We start from the raw sequence: 18,389 nt of genomic DNA on the forward strand, positions 1-18,389 counted from the left end.
CGTCGAGCTTGCTCGACGGGCGCCTCATGACGGCGCAGGAATCAGCGCGCTTCGCATCGGTCGGTGTACAGTTCCGCGCATGCGCAGAGCCGTCCTGTTTGCCGCCCTCGGCCTCCTCGTGTCTCCGCTCGCCGCGCAGGGGCCGGCCGAGTACGACTTCCTCATCAAGGGCGGTCGTGTCATCGACCCGCGCAACTCGCTCGACGCGGTGCGCGACGTGGCGATCAAGGACGGCAAGATTGCCGCCGTGGCGACCGACATCGCCGCCACCCGGGCGATGAAGGCCGTCGACGCACGCGGGCTTGTCGTTACGCCAGGCCTCATCGACCTTCACGTGCACGTGTTCCCCGGCGAGAAGCTGCGTGACTACGCCGGTGGTGACTGGAGTGTCTTTCCGGACGGCTTCACGCTGCGCAGCTGCGTGACCACGGTCAACGACGCCGGCACGTCGGGCTGGCGCAACTTTCCCGACTTCAAGCGCCGCGTCATCGACGAGTCGAAGACCCGCGTCACCGCGTTCCTCAACATCGTCGGCAACGGCATGGGGTCAGGGCCGATCGAGCAGAACGCCGACGACATGGACGGCGCGGCGACGGCGAAGATGGCGTTGCAGCACAAGGGCGTCGTCGTGGGCATCAAGAGCGCGCATTACAACGGCACGGACTGGAAGCCGTACGAGCAGGCGGTGATTGCCGGGCAGCAGGCCGACATCCCGGTGATGATCGATTTCGGCGGCAACGTGAAGGCCGGCCGGACGCTCATGGACCTGTTCATGAAGTACCTGCGCCCGGGCGACATCTTCACGCACATGTATGGCGGCGTGCGCGGCGAGTTCGACGCGGCAACGAAGGGGCCGAGCGCGGCGATGATCGAGGGGCGAAAGCGCGGCATCATCTTCGACGTCGGTCACGGCGGCACGAGCTTGCGCTATTCGGCAGCCATTCCGATGATCCAGAAGGGCTTCCTGCCCGATTCGATCTCGACCGACCTGCACACGAGCAGCATGAACTCGGCGATGAAGGACATGCTCAACGTGATGGGCAAGTTCCTGGCAATGGGCGTGCCACTGGGGGACGTCATCGGTCAGTCCACGTGGAACCCGGCGCGCGAGATCAAGCTGGAGTCGCTCGGCCACCTGTCGGTCGGCGCCACCGCCGACGTTTCGGTGCTGCGCGTGGAGCAGGGGCGTTTCGGTTTCGTGGACTTCCTCGGGGGCCGTCTCGAAGGCACGCAGCGTCTCGCCTGCGAACTGACCGTCCGCGATGGCAAGGTCGTGTACGACCTCAACGGGATGATCGCCGACCCCTGGGACACGCTGCCCGCTACCGCCCGCGGTGGCGATCCGAAGTGGGACCGCACGCGCGGCCACTAGGTCGGAACGCCTCCGGCTCGCCGTGCGAAGCCGACGGCCTGCCGCCTACAGCCTGCGGCCACCGAATACGCCTCGGGCTTACGGCTTGTGGCCTGACCTTGCTGCGGCACACCATGCGCATCCGGCCCTAGGCATCAGGCATCTGGCATCAGGCATGACGTAGGTAGGGCCGGCTCTCCGAGCCCGGCCCTGTCCTGCGCCGTGCTCAGGCGGGGTCACGCCGGTGAGCGCGCGCGTTCGCGTCCGGCAGTTGCGCACCGGTATTCCGGGCACTGCTCCGGGTGTATGGTGAGGGCACAGCTCATACGAATGCGCCGTGTCCACGGTCCAACTGCAGGCCTCCGAGTTGTCGTCGCGTCGACGCCCTGTCCCGGTGCTGATTCTCGCGCTGGCGCTGGTCGCCGCCGGCGGGCTGTGGACGACCCTGCAGCGACGGGCCGCATCGACGCGCTTCGAGGCCGGGCTCGTGTTCGTCGCCGGCGCCTGTGACCTGTCGCCCGGTGTCGCCCGCGCCCTCGGCGGACCGCTCACGAGCGCCGACTGCGCCGCCATCGAACGGATCGCCCGCGCTGAGGTGGTGGCCGCATTCGCCGGGCTTCGCGTCGACCTGAACGCGGATCCTGCCGCGTTCTGGACGGTGCACGTCAGGGCGTTCGTGCCATCGCGGTCGCGAACCCTCGGCGCCGCGGGCGCCTCACTCGCCTTCGGTCCGCTCGGTGGTCGCGGCATGGTAGGGCTCATGCCGCTCACGGGACAGGCGCTGCGGTACGCGCCGTCGAATGCATCCCGCGCCGAGATCGTCGCCGGGATCGGTAGAGGAGTCGGCCGCTCGGTCGTTCACGAGTTCGCGCACCAGATCGCCGGTGGCCAAATCGACAGCACGGACGCCTCCACCTACGAGTACAACTCGGTCGACCGCCCGGCCCAGTACTACGGCGCACTCCACTGGGGCGACGCGGGTACGCGCGTGCGCTCGCGTCTGGGCAGGTAGGTCATGCCTGATGCCTGATGCCTCATGCCTCAGGCCTCAGGTCTCAGGCCTCAGGGCTCAGGTCCTCACGCGTACCTGCGGACGGCGGGAAGAATGACCAGAACGGCGCCCGCCGACCAGGCGGGCGGCCAGGTTCGGCATCGCGGCATTCTCGGCATCGCGGCATTGTTGACCGGCCGACCATGGGACCGGTGAGGCCGGAGCGCTGTCACCACGCGAACCGGAACAGGCTCGCCGTGGCTCGCGCCGGGGGCGGCGGCATGTTGCCGGCCGCCTTGTAGTTGGCGGGCACCGAGGCCCAGTCGCGATAGATGTTGCCGCCGACGTAGAACCGGGGCTGCGTCGACTCCGCGACCGGAATCGTGGCCGCCTTCGGCTCCTCCACCGGGGAGAAGATCGAATACGCCCGCTTCGGCTCGGTGACACCCTTCGTGTCGTTCCCGGGGATGTACTCGAAGAGTCCGTCGCCGTCCACGTCGGCCCGGATCCAGTCGACGTGCAGCAGGCGGTGGTACGTGCGATCGGCGATCATGCCGCGCAGCTGCGCATTGAACCGGTCGATGATGCCCTGCGCGTCGGGGTGCGAGCGCCTGATGACCAGGTACAGCGGGCGCTTGACCATCGGCCTGGTTCCGAGCTGCAGCTTCGCCTGGGCTTCGCGCGCGTGATTGTCGGCGATGTACTGCACGACGAGATCGTCCATGAGGACGTAGTCCACCTGGCCGCCGAGCAGCTTTGCCAGGCTGTCCTCTTCACTCGCGGCACGGACGAACGTCGGGCCGCTGTTGTCGACCTCCACGCCGTACGAGTACCCCTCCACCAGCGCGATCCGCCGCCCGGCGAGCGCCGACAATGCCGTGGCCGAGACGTCCGAACCCTTGCGCCCCACCAGCACGAGCCGGTTCTCGAGGTACGGATCCGAGTAGAGCAGCACTCGCTCGCGTTCGGCATCCCTCCATGCGGCCGCGCTGCCGTCGAAGTCGCCACTGAGGAGCATCGTCGTGAACTGACCGGGTGCGACGATCGTCGTCGTCGAAGGCTGGTTGAATCGCGCGAAGGCGGCTTCGACGAGGTCGAGCGCGAATCTCGGCTGACCGACCTCGTTGGTGAACGGTGGCCATGCCGTGGAGAACAGTCGCAGCGGACGCGTCTGTGCCGCGCCGAGCCACGCACCAAGTACCGCAACGAGCAGCGCGCCGGTGAGGCCTGCGACGCGTGAGCCAACGAGCATCTTGCGCATGAGAAGGCTCCTTCTGCTTCAAGCGTACCGCACTGGGGGCCGCACGCCGCCATGGCCGAGCCGTTCGATCCCTGGCGGCGGCGGCCATCGGTCCGGTCGGAGGGCTGGAATGCTGGAATGCTGGAATGTCGCAAATGTCGAAGGCTGCCACCTGCACGCCCGCTTGTCGCGCGTGCTTCGCGACACCGCTTTCGACACTCCGGCATTCTCGGCATTGTCAGCATTTCGATAAACTCACATGATGTCCGACTTCACCGTCGCCAGCCTTGCGGCGCGACGCCGCGTACCCGCCGTCGTCAACGAACCGATCCGCAGCCATGCTCCTGGCACCCCCGAGCGCGCCTCGCTGAAGCAGCGCCTCGCCAGCATGGCTGGCGAACACGTCGACATCCCCGTCATCGTCAACGGCAAGGAGTACCGGACCGGCGACACCGCCCCCGTGGTGATGCCGCACGATCACGCACACGTGCTCGGCACCTGGCACAAGGCGACACCGGAACTGGTGCAGGAGGCCATCGCCGCCACCGCCGCCGCGCGCGACGAATGGAGCCGCTGGGCCTGGGAAGACCGCGCCGCCGTGTTCCTGCGGGCCGCCGAACTGCTCTCGACGACGTGGCGCGATACGCTCAACGCAGCGACCATGCTCGGGCAGAGCAAGACGGCGTTCCAGTCGGAGATCGACGCCGCGTGCGAGCTGATCGATTTCTTCCGATTCAACTGCGCCTACGTCGAGGACCTCTACGGAGAACAGCCCCTCAGCGAGAAAGGCGTCTGGAACCAGACCGACTACCGCCCGCTCGAAGGCTTCGTCTATGCCGTGAGCCCGTTCAATTTCACGGCCATCGGCGGCAACCTGTCGGGTGCGCCGGCGCTGGTGGGCAACACGGTCATCTGGAAACCGGCGCAGACGGCGATGCTGAGCGGCTACTACGTGATGAAGCTGCTCGAGGCCGCGGGCCTGCCGCCCGGCGTCATCAACTTCGTGCCCGGCGACCCGGTGCCGATCTCCGACGCGCTGTTGTCGCACGCCGATCTCGGCGGCGTCCACTTCACCGGCAGCACGACCGTCTTCAACAGCATGTGGAAGACCATCGGCAGCCGCATGGGCGCCTACCGCTCGTACCCGCGCATCGTCGGCGAGACCGGCGGCAAGGACTTCATCATGGCGCACGCGTCGGCCGACGTGGATGCGCTGGCGGTGGCCATCGTCCGCGGGGCGTTCGAGTACCAGGGCCAGAAGTGCTCGGCCTGCAGCCGCGTGTACATCCCGCAGTCGCTGTGGGCCGGCGTGCGCGACCGCATGGTCGCGATGATGGCCGACATCGGGATGGGCGACGTCCGCGACTTCCGCAATTTCATGGGCGCGGTGATCGACGAGAAGTCGTTCACGAAGATCGGCGGTTACCTGGACGAGGCCCGCGCGACCGGGACGATCATCAGCGGTGGAACTGCCAGCAAGGACGTCGGCTACTTCGTCGCGCCGACGCTGGTGCAGGTCGAGGATCCCGGCGCGCGCCTGCTCTGCGAGGAGATCTTCGGTCCGTTCGTGACCGCTTACGTGTACCCCGACGACCAGTACGTGGAGACCATGAAGGTCGTGGACCGCACGTCGCCGTACGCGCTGACGGGCGCCATCTTCGCCGACGATCGTCACGCGGTCCGTCTCGCGCACACCCACCTGCGCAACGCCGCCGGCAACTTCTACATCAACGACAAGTGCACCGGCGCGGTGGTGGGCCAGCAGCCCTTTGGCGGGGCACGCGGCTCTGGCACCAACGACAAGGCCGGGAGCAAGCTCAATCTCCTGCGCTGGGTGAGCGCACGCTCGATCAAGGAGACGTTCTCGCCCCCGAAGGACTACCGCTATCCCTTCATGGGCGAAGAGTAGCGCTTAACGCTTAACGCCTGACGCCGAGCCGCAACATCGAACGCCGAAACCACCACGACGACACCTAGCCGCCGGACTTCCGCCTTCGCACGAGGCTACGGCGGACAAGTTGTCCGGCGGTGACCTCGAGGCGGAGGTACAGTTCCGCCGCGAGAACAGGGCGCAGGAGACATCGCGATGCTTTTTCGATGGCCGAAGGTCGATTGCCGAAGGCCGAATGTGGGCGTTGTCTTCATGGCGGTGGCCCTGTTGTGGTGTTCGGCATGGGCCGGCGCCCAACCCGCAGCGCCTCCCAACATCGTCCTGATCAACATGGACGACCTGGGCTACGGCGACACCTCGGCGTACGGCGCGACAACGATCAAGACGCCGCAGATTGACCGCATCGCTCGCGAGGGGCTGCGGTTCACGAACGGGTACGCGACGTCGGCGACGTGTACCCCCTCGCGTTTCTCCATGCTGACGGGCAAGTACGCCTGGCGCCAGGAAGGCACGGGCGTGCTCCCGGGCAACGCGGCGCTGATCATCGACCCTGCTCGAACGACGCTGCCCGCCCTGTTGCGCAGCGCCGGATACCACACCGGCGTCGTCGGCAAGTGGCACCTCGGCCTCGGCGGCGCTGGCGGCCCCGACTGGAACCAGCGCATCAGCCCCGGGCCGAACGAGATCGGCTTCGCCTACAGCTTCATCATGGCGGCCACGGGCGACCGCGTGCCCACCGTCTACGTCGAGGACGGGCGCGTGGTTGGCCTCGATCCGAAAGATCCGATCCGCGTCGATTACGAGAAGCCGATCGGCGACTGGCCGACCGGCAAGGCCAACCCCGAGCTCCTGACGACGCAGCGCCCGAGTCATGGTCACGACCAGACCATCGTCAACGGCGTGAGCCGCATCGGCTACATGACCGGCGGCAAGGCCGCGTTGTGGCGCGACCAGGACATGGCCGACACGTTCACGCGCAAGGCCGTCTCCTACATCGAGCAGCACCAGCGCGAGCCGTTCTTCCTCTACTTCGCGACGCACGATCCGCACGTCCCGCGCGTCCCGCACGAGCGCTTCGTCGGCAAGTCGGGCATGGGCCCACGCGGCGACGCCATCCTGCAATCCGACTGGTCGATCGGGCAACTGCTCGACACCCTCGATCGCCTGAAGCTCGCGGGGAACACCCTCGTGATCTTCACGAGCGACAACGGCCCCGTGGTGGACGACGGCTATGTCGACCAGGCGGTGGAGAAACTCGGCACCCACAAGCCATGGGGACCGCTGCGCGGCGGCAAGTACAGCCGATTCGAGGCCGGAACCCGGGTGCCTTTTGTCGTGCGGTGGCCGGCGCGTGTGAGGCCGGGTGTCAGCGACGCGCTGGTGTCACAGGTGGACTTGCTGGCGTCGATGGCCGCGCTGGTTGGCAAGGCCGTGCCCTCGGGTGAGGCTCCAGACAGCGTCAACCAGTTGAAGGCCCTGCTCGGCGAGGATCCGAAAGGCCGCGACCACATCGTCGAGCACGCCGGCCGCTTCGCGCTGCGCGACGGCCGGTGGAAGTACATCGAGCCGTCAGAGGGCCCGCGGCGTAACGAGCAGACCAACACGGAACTGGCCAACGACCCGGCACCGCAGTTGTACGATCTGGACGCCGACATCGGCGAGACGAAGAACCTGGCGGCGCAGCAGCCGGAGCGAGTGAAGGCGATGGCCGCTCGGCTCGTTGCGATCAGGCAAGGTAGGGCCGGCTCTCCTGGGGCGCCGAAGCTTTAGCGGAGGTGGCCGAGCCCGGCCCGATGACCGTCGACCTGACTTGTCCGCCGTAGCCTTGGCGAAGGTGGAAGGTCGACGGCTACGCCTGGAAACGCATTGCGTCCTGACTCGAGATGTCGCCGTCGGGCTTGCCCGACGGGCGCCTCGTTCGAAGGCCGATAGTCGCGGCGCGGCGACATCACCGTCGACCAAGGTCGACGGCTACAAATGGGGCCATTCGACGGTAGGGCCGGATCGCCGAGCCCGGCCTACACGGGAGTTCCGCGATGTCACGTGTTCGTTCACGAGGGATGCGCCCATCCCGGCGCGTCGCGGTCGCCAGCGTCGTGCTGAGCATCGGGACCTGGTACGCGACCGGCAGCGCACAGTCGCCGATCGCATTCGGCACACCCACCACCCAGGTGCCGCAGCCCGGCGGCACGGTCCATGCGGTCCCCGGGTCGCGTGCACAGGGGTGGCTGGCGCAGGGGCGGTCGGAGGTGCTCGCGCGACACGGCATCGTGGCGACGAGCGATCCGCTGGCTGCGCAGGCCGGCGTCGAGATCCTGCGCAAGGGAGGCAATGCCATCGACGCCGCCGTCGCGGCGGCCGCGGTGCTCGACGTCACCTCGCAGAACGACACCGGGATCGGCGGCGACCTGTTCGCGATCGTCTACGTCGCGCACGAGCGGAAGCTGTATGCGCTGAACTCCGCGGGCTGGGCGCCAGCCGGATGGACGCCGCAGTTCTTCACCGACACGCTCGGCCTGAAGGCCGTTCCCGCCAGCGGTGTCAACGCGGCAACGGTACCGGGCGCGATCTCGGGCTACGACGCGCTACTCGGGCGCTTCGGCACGATGACCTTCGCCGAGACGTTCGCGCGTGCCGCCCGCATCGCCGAAGAGGGCTGGGGGCAGGCCGAACGACGGCACGGCGATCTGCTGCGTGTCGTCGCGCAGTTGCGCGCGGACCCCGATTCGACCGCCACGTTCCTCCAGGCGGGACAGGCTCCGGACCTCTATCGCATCATCCGCAACCCGGGCCTCGCGAAGGCGCTGCGCCTGATCCAGAAGGATGGGCGCGACGCGTTCTATCGTGGCGACATCGCGTCGGCGATCGTCGCGAAGATACGCGCCGGCGGGGGCGTGATGAGTGCCAGTGACCTGGCGGAGTTCCGGTCCGAATGGACCGAGCCGATCGCGACCAGCTACCACGGCTACGACGTCTTCCAGTTGCCGCCGCCCGGGCAGGGATTCGCCGCACTCGAGATGCTGAACATCCTCGAGGTGTGCGTGCCGAAACTCGGGATGAACCTGGCCGAGCTCGGGCCATCCAGCCCGATGTACTGGCACCTGATGGTCGAGGCCAAGAAACTGGCCTACGCCGATCTGCACGCGTACAACGCCGATCCCGCGTTTGCGGATGTTCCTGTGGCGCGGCTGATCTCCAAGTCGCATGCAGCCGAGTTATGCGGGCGAATCGACGTGAACCGCGCCTCAGGCACTGCCGCATCAACCGGAGTCGATGGCGGCACGATCTACCTATCGGCCGCCGATCGCTGGGGCAACATGGTGTCACTGGTGCACAGCGTCTTCAGCGTCTATGGCAGCAGGGCCACCGTCCCGCCCTATGGCTTCGTGCTGCAGAACCGCGGCGCCGCGTTCTCGCTGAACCCGAAGAGTCCGAACCTTGTTGCGCCCCACAAGCGCCCGTTCCACACGATCATCGCCGGCTTCGTCATGAAGGACGGGCAGCCGCTGATGGCGTTCGGCAACATGGGCGGGACGGTGCAGCCCGAGACGCACGCGCAGCACATGGTCAACATGATCGACCACGGCATGAACGTGCAGATGACGTCGGATGCTGCTCGATTCACGCACGCGCACGCGACCAACGTGCTGAGCCTCGAGCCGCAGTTGTTCGCCCTTGTCGGCGCGGCCCTGCGGCGCAAGGGTCACGTCGTCCAATCGGCGCCTGGCAACGCCGTCGGCGGCTATCAGGGCATCCTGTTCACGCCCGACGGGACGATGCCGGGACCGACGTTCGACAAGCGCTGGGCAGACGAGGACCGGCCGGTCAACGGTGTGTACCGTGCTGGTTCCGATCACCGCAAGGACGGACAGGCCGTGGGCTGGTGATGCCGACGCAGATGCCCATCGCAAGGGCAGGCCAACGCATGTCCGACGGGAGGGATCGATGAGGGTTTCTCTGGTGCTGGCGCTGGTCGGTGCGCTCATGGCAACGGCGTGTCGCTCGACTGACCCGGCGCGGCAGGAGTCCTCGTCTCGGCCGGCCCCATCCCGACGGCCGAACATCGTGATGGTCCTGGTCGACGACATGCGCTGGGACGACATGCGCGCCGCGGGACACCCGTTCATCGACACCCCGCACATGGATCGCCTCGCCAGGGACGGGGCCAGGTTCACCAACGCGTTCGCGACGACGCCGCTCTGCTCCCCCAGTCGGGCGAGTTTCCTGACGGGTCAATACGCGCACACCACCGGCATCATCGACAACACGGCTCGATCCAGTCACGACCTGCCGATCTTCCCCCTGGCGTTACGACGTGCCGGATACCGCACCGGCTTCTTCGGCAAGTGGCACATGGGCAACGACGACAGCCCGCGTCCGGGCTTCGATCACTGGGTGGCCCTGCCCGGCCAGGGAGAAGCCGTCGATCCGTCCCTGAACGTCGACGGGCAACGGGTGCACGCCACCGGCTATACGACCGATCTCCTGACCGACTACGTCGAGCGATTCATCGACCGCCCTTCGGAACAGCCGTTCCTGGTCTACCTGGCGCACAAGGCCATCCACCCCAACCTGGTGCAGCGAGACGACGGGAGCCTGGCGCCGGTGGCCGGGCAGTCGGGCGGGTTCGTGGCCGCCGACCGGCACCGCGGCCGCTATATCGGCACGGCGATGCCGCGACGGGCGAACGCCTTCCGGCCGCCGCTCGGCAAGCCGGCCCTCCTCCGTCAGATTGACAGGCTGCCGGCCATGGGTCGCGAGACCGCGACACCGGACGAGGACATCAGGGGGCGCCTCGAGATGCTGCTGGGTGTCGACGACAGCCTTGGACGCATCCTCGCGACGCTCGAGCGCAAGGGCGCGCGGGACGACACCGTTGTCGTCTTCACCAGCGACCATGGGTACTTCTACGGAGAGCACGGGCTCAACGAGGAGCGGCGACTCGCCTACGAAGAGACCATTCGGATTCCGCTGATCATCCGCTACCCGCGCCTCGCCGCCGCTGGGACGACTCCCAGTCAGATGGCGCTGAGCATCGACATCGCGCCGACCCTGCTCGACATCACCGGCCTTGGACCCGACCCCGCGGTCCAGGGCCGGTCGCTCGTGCCAGTACTCAGGCAGAATGCGCGTCAGTGGCGCTCGTCGTTCCTCGTCGAGTACTTCACCGACACTGTCTTTCCCCGCATCCGGAACATGGGCTACGTGGCGGTCCGGACCGATCGATACAAGTACATCCAGTACCGGGAACTCAGTGGCATGAACGAGCTCTACGATCTCCGCACGGATCCCTACGAGGAGACCAACATCATCGACCGGCCCGACTCGCGGCCGACCCTGCAAGAGATGCAGTCCGAACTGCAGCGCCTACTCGAGGCGACGAGGTTTCCGTCCAGTACGACGGCTGGCCCTCCGTGAACGCCGTAGAGGAATCGGCCGCGGCGCGGCGTCACTTCACGTGTGATCCCAGCCATGCCGTGCGAATCGCCTCCTGTTGCGGCGTCTGGTCAGGGCTGGGGACGACCTCGATGCCATCGTTCTTCCCGGCGGTGACACGCACCGCCTTCTTCTCGCCGCGTGACTCGAACGTCAGCTCCACTTCGGTGCCTGGCGTGATCGAGGACAACACGCGCTCCCAGTCACCAGCCTGGGCGATGGCCGTGCCGTTGAGCGACAGTACGGCGTCGCCACGGCCCATGCCCGCCTTGTAGACCTGACTGGTCGAGACGGTGTTGCCGGCGACGACCATGCGGCCCCCCTCGGGCTGGAGACGCACCTGTCCGAGCGTCGCCGGTGTCTCGCGGGCGCGCATCGTGTAGCCCGCTGCCGCCAGCAGCTGCCGGTAGGGCAGCACTTCGGTGCCGAGTACGTGCCGGCGGAAGAAATCGTCGGCAAACGCCGCATCGCCGCTCACCGAGGCGAGGGCCGCCTGCGCGTCCTTCAGCGTGTACGGGTGGGCGACGTACCCGGGGGCCTTCCCGCCAGGCGCGCCATGCGTCTTCCACAGCTGCCGCATGTAGTCGTCCAGCGTGATGGCGCCGCCGCTGCGCTCGCGCAGCGTCAGGTCGAGGCCAAGCGCGATGGCCGCGCCATACGTGTAATAGGAAACGAACGTGTTATCCCAGTTGGTCGGGTCCACCGCCTGAGCCGCGTCGACATACGGCGCGAGGCGGCTCATGTCGACCGCCGAGCGGAACTGCGTGCCAGGAGCATGGAGGACGCCCGCGGCGAACATCGCCAGCTGCGCCGCGCCCTGGTCCTGACTCACGATCCCTGCGCGCACCATCGCCAGCGTGCCGTAGTACTCGGTGAACCCTTCGGCCAGCCACAATTCGCCGGACATGTTCGGCCGAGTGAAGTCGAACGGCTCGAGCGCCGCCGGACGAATGCGTTCCACGTTCCAGGAGTGGAAGAACTCGTGCGAGGCCGTGTCGGCCACGCGCGACATGCCATCGGCCAGTGTCGCAGCCGCCGTGCAGACCGTGCTGTTGCGGTGCTCCATGCCGTCGCCGCCGGCCCATGGGAGGTAGTCCATCAGGAATGTATAGGTTCCAGCGTCGAACGGCGCGAGGTCTCCGAACACGGCTGCCTGCTCGCGCACGATCTTCTCCACCATGGGCGCGTACGCGTCGAGTTGCGCGTCGGTGCCGAGGTGGTGCACCGCGAGCCGGATCCGTGCCGGCGTCCCGCCACCCGGCCGCGCCACGGTGAATTCTCGCACGGCGTGCGCACTGAACTCGATCGGCGAGTCCATGAAGTACTGAAGATTCGGGGCCGTGAACGTGAGTGCGTCATCGGTCGGGAACAATTGTGTGGAGACACGCCACGTCCGGCCAGGCGGCTGCGTGAAGCGGACGCGGATAGACGTGTCCGGCAGCGACGGCGCCCAGGCGAAGGTCGCCGGCACGTTCAGGTGTGCATGCGTGCCATCGACGGCCGAGTAGGTGCCGTCGACGCGATCGGCGAACAACCGGTAGCGCACGTGCACGGCGTTGCCGGTCGGCATGACGCGCCATTGGGCGGGCGACAGGAGTTCAGTGGTGAGCGTCGTGTCGCCGTCACCGTGCGCCTCGAACATGTACACGTTCTTGCCGAACTCGTGCGCCGCGTAGCGTCCTGGTGACGATCGCGCCATGCGCACCTCGAGAGGCGAGCCCGCCCGCGACGGAAACCGCACGTCCACCTGCAGCCATCGCTGCTCGGGTGCGGGGATGGAGACGGTGTAGTCGATGGTTTGCGCACTCGCCAGCGCCACCGAGGCGAGCAGGAAAACGATGGAGAAGGCGGCGCGAACGCTGCGACGGCACACGAACATGCCGCCTAGAGTAACCGGGTGCCGGGTGCCGGGCACCGGGAATCGGGGGCACGATCGTCCGAGAGAGATCACTGACCGTCGACCTGAAGGTCGACGGCTACGAAGGCCGAAGGCCGCATCCCGAAGGCCGCATCCCGAAGGCCGCATCCCGAAGGCCGCATCCCGAAGGCCGGGAGGGCCCCCCTACTTCGCCATGATCCAGCGCGCCATCTCGCGATAGCTCGCCGTCTTGCCCTGCATCAGCAACCCGACGCGCAGGATGCGTCCCGCGGCGTAGACCATCGCCACCGTCGTCGCGACGCTGCCTGCCAGCGCCAGGACCACCTGCCACGCGGGCGGCCCCGGCGGGATGGCCATCCGCAGCAGCATCAGGTACGGCGACGCGAACGGGAACAGCGAAAACCCCACCGACATGGCGCTGTCCGGGTTCTGGACCACCTGCAGCCAGAGGAAGATCGGGAACATCGCCAGGACCATCGCCGGCATCATCATCCCCTGGGCGTCCTTGACCTCACTGCAGGCCGCGCCGATGGCGATGAACATGGAGCCAAAGAGGAAGACGGCGATGACGAGGAACAGCCCGAACCACGGGATCAGGCTCCAACGGATCAGTCCGAAATAGTCCGCCTGCGCCGCGATCAGCAGCCCGCCGCCGATGTAGATCACCGCCAGCACCATCGTCACCGCGCCGCTGCCGAGCAGCTTGCCCAGCATCAGGTGGAAGGCGCTCACCGACCCGAGCAGCACTTCACTGATGCGGCTGGTCTTCTCCTCGATCACGCTGTTCAGCAACTGTGGCGCCGAACTCATGACCAGGCCGAACAGCATAAACATCGTGACCGCCGGCATCACGAAGGTCCGCACGGCATCGACTTTTTCGGCCGTCGAGACCTTGCCGTCGGCCGTCCGCACGACCAGGCCCTTGCGGTCCATCGGGACCGGTTCGAGCAGGCGCCGCGTTTCGGACGGGTCGGCACCGAGCGACGACAGGCGACGGTCTGCGACCGCCCGGCTCACCTCGCGACGCAACCACTCGGGCAGGGCCTGGTACGTCGGGTATTGCGTGTAGTACTGCAGGCGGGGTTCGTCCGTGCCGGAGGTGCTGAGGACTTCAGCAGGGATCTCGACAAAGGCGAACAATTCGTCGCGCCGCACACGATCGGACAGCCCCAGGCGCGTGCTCTCGTCCGTGCCGCCGTCGGTCGCCGCGATCTCCGGCAGGAACGATGGGCCCGTGCGGCGGCCGGAGGGTGACGTCTGTTCGATACCATGGCGGCGCGCCGCCTCGACGATCGCCGGGCCGAGCACGCCGGTGCGATCGACGATCGCGAAGCGGCGCTCGGAGGTGTCGCGCCGGGCCGTGAGGGCCTGAATGCCGAAGGCCAGGGCCATCAGCAGCGGCACGGCCAGCAGGCCGATCAGGAAGGCCCGGCTGCGGACGGCCTGCTCGAACTCCGCGGCGGCGATGATGAGTACTCGGGACATGAACGTGCGGCCTCACTCGGCGGGAAGGAGGTCTTCTTCGGGCGCGGGCCGCGCGATCTTCACGAAGATGTCGTGCAGCGAGGGCCTGGTGATCTCGAAGCGGTAGACCTCGGTACGCGCGGCGAGCCGGCCGAGGAACGCCTGCGGCGCGACCGACAACCGCACTTCCTGCGTGTTGCCGTGGTCGACCACCGACGTGACGCCCTCGATTGTGCGCAGCAGGGCGGCGCCACCGATCGCACGCACATGGACCGCGTCGTGCCCGTACGTGGCCTGGATCTCGTCGAGCGATCCGTCGAGCACCTTGCGGCCCTTGAAGATCATGAAGATGCGATCGCACATCAGCTCGGCCATCGACATGTCGTGCGTGCTGAAGACGATCGTCGTGCCACGGCGCTTGAGCTCCAGCACCGCGTCGCGGAGCACGTCGCGATTGACCGGGTCGAGACCCGAGAACGGCTCGTCGAGAATCACCAGGTCCGGCCGCGAGACGACGCTCGCGATGAACTGGACCTTCTGCGACATGCCCTTCGAGAGCGCCTGGACCTTCTTGTCCGACGTGGCAGCCAGGCCGAGACGCGCCAGCCACCAGTCGGCTTCGCGGGCGACGTCGGCGCGCCGGCCGCCTTTCAACTGGCCGTAGTAGGTGAGCAGCCGCCGAACCGGCATCTGCTTGTAGAGGCCGCGCTCCTCGGGAAGGTACCCGACGCGGTCGCGGGCGGCCACCGAACTGCGGTCGCCGAGGACCTCGATGGCGCCGCTGTCGGGCAGCAGGATGTTCATGATCATCCGCAGCGTCGTGGTCTTGCCCGATCCGTTGGGCCCGATGAAGCCGTAGATGGCGCCCTGGGGCACCTGCAGCGACAACGCGTCCACCGCCATCGTCTGGCCGAAGCGCTTGGTGACCGCGTCGAGAGTGATGGCAAAGGGCATTGGCAGAGTGGGACGACGAACGCCGAACGTTGAACGCCGAACGCTGAAGGGCCGAGGCGGAAGGTCGATGGCCGATGGACGAAGGCCGGCGGACGAGAACTCTACCTGACCCTGATGTTCCCGATGACGAGGCGGTCCTTCGCGGGGACGAGCGTGATGGCCAGGTTGCGCCGGCGCTGCGCACCGCCGGGCAACTGCGTGAGCAACCTGGCCGAGGCGTTGAACTCGTCGCTCGTCCGGACGAGCGTGAGGTTCTCGAACACGCAGACGAGCTCGCCCTCGGTGGCGAACGCCTCACGGAACTCCGTGCGCCAGGCCGGTTCCATGTTGGGCCAGAGGCGACCGAGGCCGCCGATGTCCCGCCCGATGTACGCCCCGCAGAACTGGGAGATCGATGCCCGCGCTTCCTCGTTCGACCACGTCGAGAGATCCACCGCCGATGGCGCCGGCGCGGCGGTGTTCGGGGCCGGGGCCGGGTTGGCCGGCGCGGGTGCGCTCGGCTCGGGCTCAGGCGGTGCCGCCGGCGGAGTCGGCTTGCCGCTGTCGCCGAAGGCCTGGAGGAAGTGGCCGCGCGCGGCCATGTAACCGCCGACCGCGGACTTGAACTTGCCGGCGTCGCGGTCCTCGTCGGCCTGCTCCTGCTGCGTCGTGCCGAGTAGGTACTGCGGGCTCTTGTTCAGGCGAAAGTCCTCGGCGCTGCGACGTGCCGCCAGGGCATAGCGCCGCGCGTTCTCAACAACCCGACCGCGCTCCTCCTGCATCAACGCCGCCGGAACACCCTTGACCTGATCGATGGCTCCCATGGCCCGGTCGTACCGGCCGTCCTTCGAGTACAGATGGACCGCGGCCCACGGATCGGCCCGCGGCCCGGCCGGTGACGATGGCGGCACCGCGACCGTCGCCGCCGGCGGAGACGCAGGCGGCGGCTCCGCTGGTGCGGGTCCAGCGGGTTCGTTCGACGCCGGCGTGGCGACAACCGGTGGTGGAACTGCCGTCTTGGTGGCGCCGCTGTCCTCACCCGTCGCTGTTGCCGCCGGCGTAGACGCGTCCTTCGGGGTGCGTCCGAACTGGTAGTACAACCCGCCTCCTGCGAGCAGCAGCAGGACCACGCCGGCGATCGCCAGCATCGCCGGGGACCGCCGCGATGGCGCGGCGTCTCCCGTCTCGTCGGTGATCGCGCTGGCCGCGGGGCGAATTTCGGCGTGTGCGCTGCCCGGCAACTGGTCACGAATGAGCAGGCCGTCGCCCGTGGGTGTGGGCGCACCCTGGGTCGCCCGCTTTCCGGTCGATGGTGCCGCAGGCGGAGCGGCGGGCATCTGTTTGCCGGCTGGCCCGTGCACCGCATCGGGGACACGCTCGCCCACGGCAGCTTTCCCGAACGTCGCCGGCGCTGGCGTGGACGCGGCCGGCTTGGGATCGGCAGACGGCGTGACGTCTGGCTTCGGTGCCGGAGGCGCCAGGGGGGTGGCTTGCGGAGGCGTCAACGACGCGGCTGCGGCCGCAGCCGCGACGACTGGTGGTGCCGCGGGCTTGGGTGCCTCGACTGGTGGCTCAACGACGGCTGGCGCAGCGACGGCCGGCGCGACCGCGACCGGCGTGGCGAGTCCGGTCCGGGTGTTGGACGCCTCGTTGGCCTCGACCTCGAGTGCCGCGAGGCGAGTCTGGAGTCGCGCCACGTCCCGGTGAGCCGCATCGATGCGGCTCAGGGCCTCGATCGCCCGGCGTGCGCCGATCTCGTCTTCCTGATCGAGCGCCTTGCTCGCCTGTGCGACCAGGCGGGCAATCCGCTGCGCGCGCGTGCGGGCCGAGAGCTTCTCCTGGAGGGCCAGCGCGTCGGCGGCATCCGGCGCCAGCGACAGCGCCTCGGCCAGGAGCGACTCGGCCTCGTCCAGCCGGTCCTGCTGCAGTGCCTGCCGCGCCCGTGACGTCAGCGATGCGACCTGTCGTTCGTCGATCCGCTCCTGGTGGGCCTTGCGGAGCCGTTCGAGTGCCGGATGACGTGGCGACAGGTCGGCCAGCGCGTTGATCGCCGCCTCGGCCTCCTCGAGCGAGCCGGTCTGGGTGGCCTCGTCGGCCTTCGCGACCGCTTCCTGCAGGCGCAGCGCCAGGCGGCGCGCCTGCAGCTTCTGCCGCAATTGCTGCACGTCCGGGCTCGCCGACGTCCCGGACTCCAGCTTGTGCAGCAGCCCCGAGGCGGTCGTGAGCTCGCCATGCTCGATGGCTTCCTCCGTCTCCCGCATCAACTCCTTGCGAGAGGTCGTCACGTCCTTGGCTTGCGGCGTGACGATCGTCGCTTCCGAGGCCAGCACCACGAGCGTGTGTTCGGGATCCAGCCGCCTGGCGATGGACAGGAATTCGCGCTCGAGCAGCTTGGCGTTGCCGGCGCGGGAGCCCGGCTCCTTCTGCAGGCACTTCGCGATGGTCTTGACCAGCGCATTCGGGACGTCGGGGACGAAGCTCTCGATCGGGCGCGGCTGCTCGCCGACGATCTGCCGCGAGACGTTGTAGAGGTTGTCGCCCCCGAAGGCCTGCCGGCCCGTCAGCAGCTCGTAGGCCACGGCACCCACGGAAAAGATGTCGCTGCGGGCATCCACCGCCTGGCCGGTGATTTGCTCGGGCGACATGTACTGCGGCGTGCCGACGATCATGCCGGCCATCGTCATGCTCGACGCCTCGTTGCCGTGCGCGATGCCGAAATCGAGGAGGCGCAGCATGCCCGATCCCTGGGCAATCAGCAGGTTGGACGGCTTCACGTCGCGATGGACGATGCCGCTCTCGTGGGCGTGACCGAGGCCCGCGCACAGCTCCGAGAGCCAGTGCACCTTGCGCGCCAGCGGCACCTGCTCGCCGCCGCGAATGACCTGCGCCATCGTCCGGCCGGCGATGAACTCCATTGCCAGGTACGGGTTGCCCTCGTGCTCTCCGACAGCGTAGATGCTGACGATATGAGGGTGATGGACGCGGGCTGCGAGGCGGGCCTCGCGCAGGAAACGACGCCGGGTCTCTTCGTCGGGTACCTTGAGGACCTTGATCGCCACCGGCCGGTCGAGCATCGGGTCGAACCCGAGATACACGACACCCATGCCGCCGTGGCCGAGGCGGTCCCTCACTTCATACGGTCCGATATGTCCTGGAAGCTCGTCCACGCGGATGTCCAGCGGTACTTTAAACGATCGGCAGGCA

Annotated in this window: 11 protein-coding genes; 6 read left to right on the top strand and 5 right to left on the bottom strand. The window is 68.0% G+C overall.

Annotation, left to right across the window (positions count from 1 at the left end):
- Window positions 1–79 precede the first annotated feature (79 nt).
- Together LuPra_RS01745 and LuPra_RS01750 are read left to right on the top strand one after the other, a co-directional pair.
- Window positions 80–1,372 (top strand): amidohydrolase/deacetylase family metallohydrolase, encoded by a 1,293-nt coding sequence (locus LuPra_RS01745; protein ID WP_110169167.1) that lies wholly within the window; start codon window positions 80–82, stop codon window positions 1,370–1,372.
- Between the two features lie 316 nt (window positions 1,373–1,688).
- Window positions 1,689–2,363 carry a hypothetical protein gene (locus tag LuPra_RS01750; protein ID WP_110169168.1) on the top strand — a complete coding sequence of 225 codons (675 nt, stop codon included), beginning with the start codon at window positions 1,689–1,691 and terminating at the stop codon, window positions 2,361–2,363.
- A gap of 208 nt (window positions 2,364–2,571) precedes the next feature.
- Here the strand turns inward: LuPra_RS01750 and LuPra_RS01755 are convergent, their stop codons facing one another.
- Window positions 2,572–3,603, bottom strand: coding sequence for a substrate-binding periplasmic protein (locus LuPra_RS01755; protein WP_110169169.1), 1,032 nt, complete (start codon window positions 3,601–3,603; stop codon window positions 2,572–2,574).
- 238 nt (window positions 3,604–3,841) lie between these two features.
- Here LuPra_RS01755 and pruA point away from each other — a divergent pair, with 238 nt between their 5' ends.
- The 4 genes from pruA to LuPra_RS01775 all read left to right on the top strand — a co-directional run bounded on the left by pruA (window position 3,842) and on the right by LuPra_RS01775 (window position 10,891).
- Window positions 3,842–5,491: an L-glutamate gamma-semialdehyde dehydrogenase gene (pruA, locus tag LuPra_RS01760; RefSeq protein WP_234800675.1), complete on the top strand. Its 1,650-nt coding sequence runs from the start codon at window positions 3,842–3,844 to the stop codon at window positions 5,489–5,491.
- Window positions 5,492–5,725: 234 nt separating this feature from the next.
- Entirely contained in the window at window positions 5,726–7,243 is a 1,518-nt protein-coding gene (locus tag LuPra_RS01765) for a sulfatase family protein (protein ID WP_110174475.1), read from the top strand.
- 266 nt (window positions 7,244–7,509) lie between these two features.
- Complete coding sequence (locus tag LuPra_RS01770; RefSeq protein ID WP_234800676.1) at window positions 7,510–9,360, top strand: gamma-glutamyltransferase family protein; 1,851 nt, start codon at window positions 7,510–7,512, stop codon at window positions 9,358–9,360.
- A gap of 58 nt (window positions 9,361–9,418) precedes the next feature.
- On the top strand, window positions 9,419–10,891 hold the full coding sequence (locus LuPra_RS01775; RefSeq protein WP_110169171.1) for a sulfatase family protein: 1,473 nt from the start codon (window positions 9,419–9,421) through the stop codon (window positions 10,889–10,891).
- Window positions 10,892–10,922: 31 nt separating this feature from the next.
- Here LuPra_RS01775 and LuPra_RS01780 read toward each other — a convergent pair whose 3' ends face one another.
- The 4 genes from LuPra_RS01780 to LuPra_RS01795 form a co-directional block, all read right to left on the bottom strand.
- The gene (locus LuPra_RS01780) at window positions 10,923–12,788 is read right to left on the bottom strand and encodes a M61 family metallopeptidase (RefSeq protein ID WP_162271280.1); all 1,866 of its coding nucleotides are present in this window, start codon (window positions 12,786–12,788) and stop codon (window positions 10,923–10,925) included.
- 183 nt (window positions 12,789–12,971) lie between these two features.
- Window positions 12,972–14,273, bottom strand: a complete 1,302-nt coding sequence (locus tag LuPra_RS01785) for an ABC transporter permease (RefSeq protein WP_110169173.1) — start codon at window positions 14,271–14,273, stop codon at window positions 12,972–12,974.
- Between the two features lie 12 nt (window positions 14,274–14,285).
- The gene (locus tag LuPra_RS01790; protein ID WP_110169174.1) at window positions 14,286–15,206 is read right to left on the bottom strand and encodes an ABC transporter ATP-binding protein; all 921 of its coding nucleotides are present in this window, start codon (window positions 15,204–15,206) and stop codon (window positions 14,286–14,288) included.
- 101 nt (window positions 15,207–15,307) lie between these two features.
- Window positions 15,308–18,352 (bottom strand): serine/threonine-protein kinase, encoded by a 3,045-nt coding sequence (locus LuPra_RS01795; RefSeq protein WP_157898628.1) that lies wholly within the window; start codon window positions 18,350–18,352, stop codon window positions 15,308–15,310.
- Window positions 18,353–18,389 lie beyond the last annotated feature (37 nt).

It is taken from the genome of Luteitalea pratensis (genome assembly GCF_001618865.1).
GTDB classification, from domain to species: Bacteria; Acidobacteriota; Vicinamibacteria; order Vicinamibacterales; family Vicinamibacteraceae; genus Luteitalea; species Luteitalea pratensis.

Excerpts from the sequence above, each read along its gene's own strand:
- LuPra_RS01745 (WP_110169167.1), top strand. The coding sequence starts at position 80 with ATGCGCAGAGCCGTCCTGTTTGCCGCCCTCGGCCTCCTCGTGTCTCCG.
- LuPra_RS01755 (WP_110169169.1), bottom strand. The coding sequence starts at position 3,603 with ATGCGCAAGATGCTCGTTGGCTCACGCGTCGCAGGCCTCACCGGCGCG.
- pruA (WP_234800675.1), top strand. The coding sequence starts at position 3,842 with ATGATGTCCGACTTCACCGTCGCCAGCCTTGCGGCGCGACGCCGCGTA.
- LuPra_RS01765 (WP_110174475.1), top strand. The coding sequence starts at position 5,726 with ATGGCGGTGGCCCTGTTGTGGTGTTCGGCATGGGCCGGCGCCCAACCC.
- LuPra_RS01770 (WP_234800676.1), top strand. The coding sequence starts at position 7,510 with ATGTCACGTGTTCGTTCACGAGGGATGCGCCCATCCCGGCGCGTCGCG.
- LuPra_RS01775 (WP_110169171.1), top strand. The coding sequence starts at position 9,419 with ATGAGGGTTTCTCTGGTGCTGGCGCTGGTCGGTGCGCTCATGGCAACG.
- LuPra_RS01780 (WP_162271280.1), bottom strand. The coding sequence starts at position 12,788 with ATGTTCGTGTGCCGTCGCAGCGTTCGCGCCGCCTTCTCCATCGTTTTC.
- LuPra_RS01785 (WP_110169173.1), bottom strand. The coding sequence starts at position 14,273 with ATGTCCCGAGTACTCATCATCGCCGCCGCGGAGTTCGAGCAGGCCGTC.
- LuPra_RS01790 (WP_110169174.1), bottom strand. The coding sequence starts at position 15,206 with ATGCCCTTTGCCATCACTCTCGACGCGGTCACCAAGCGCTTCGGCCAG.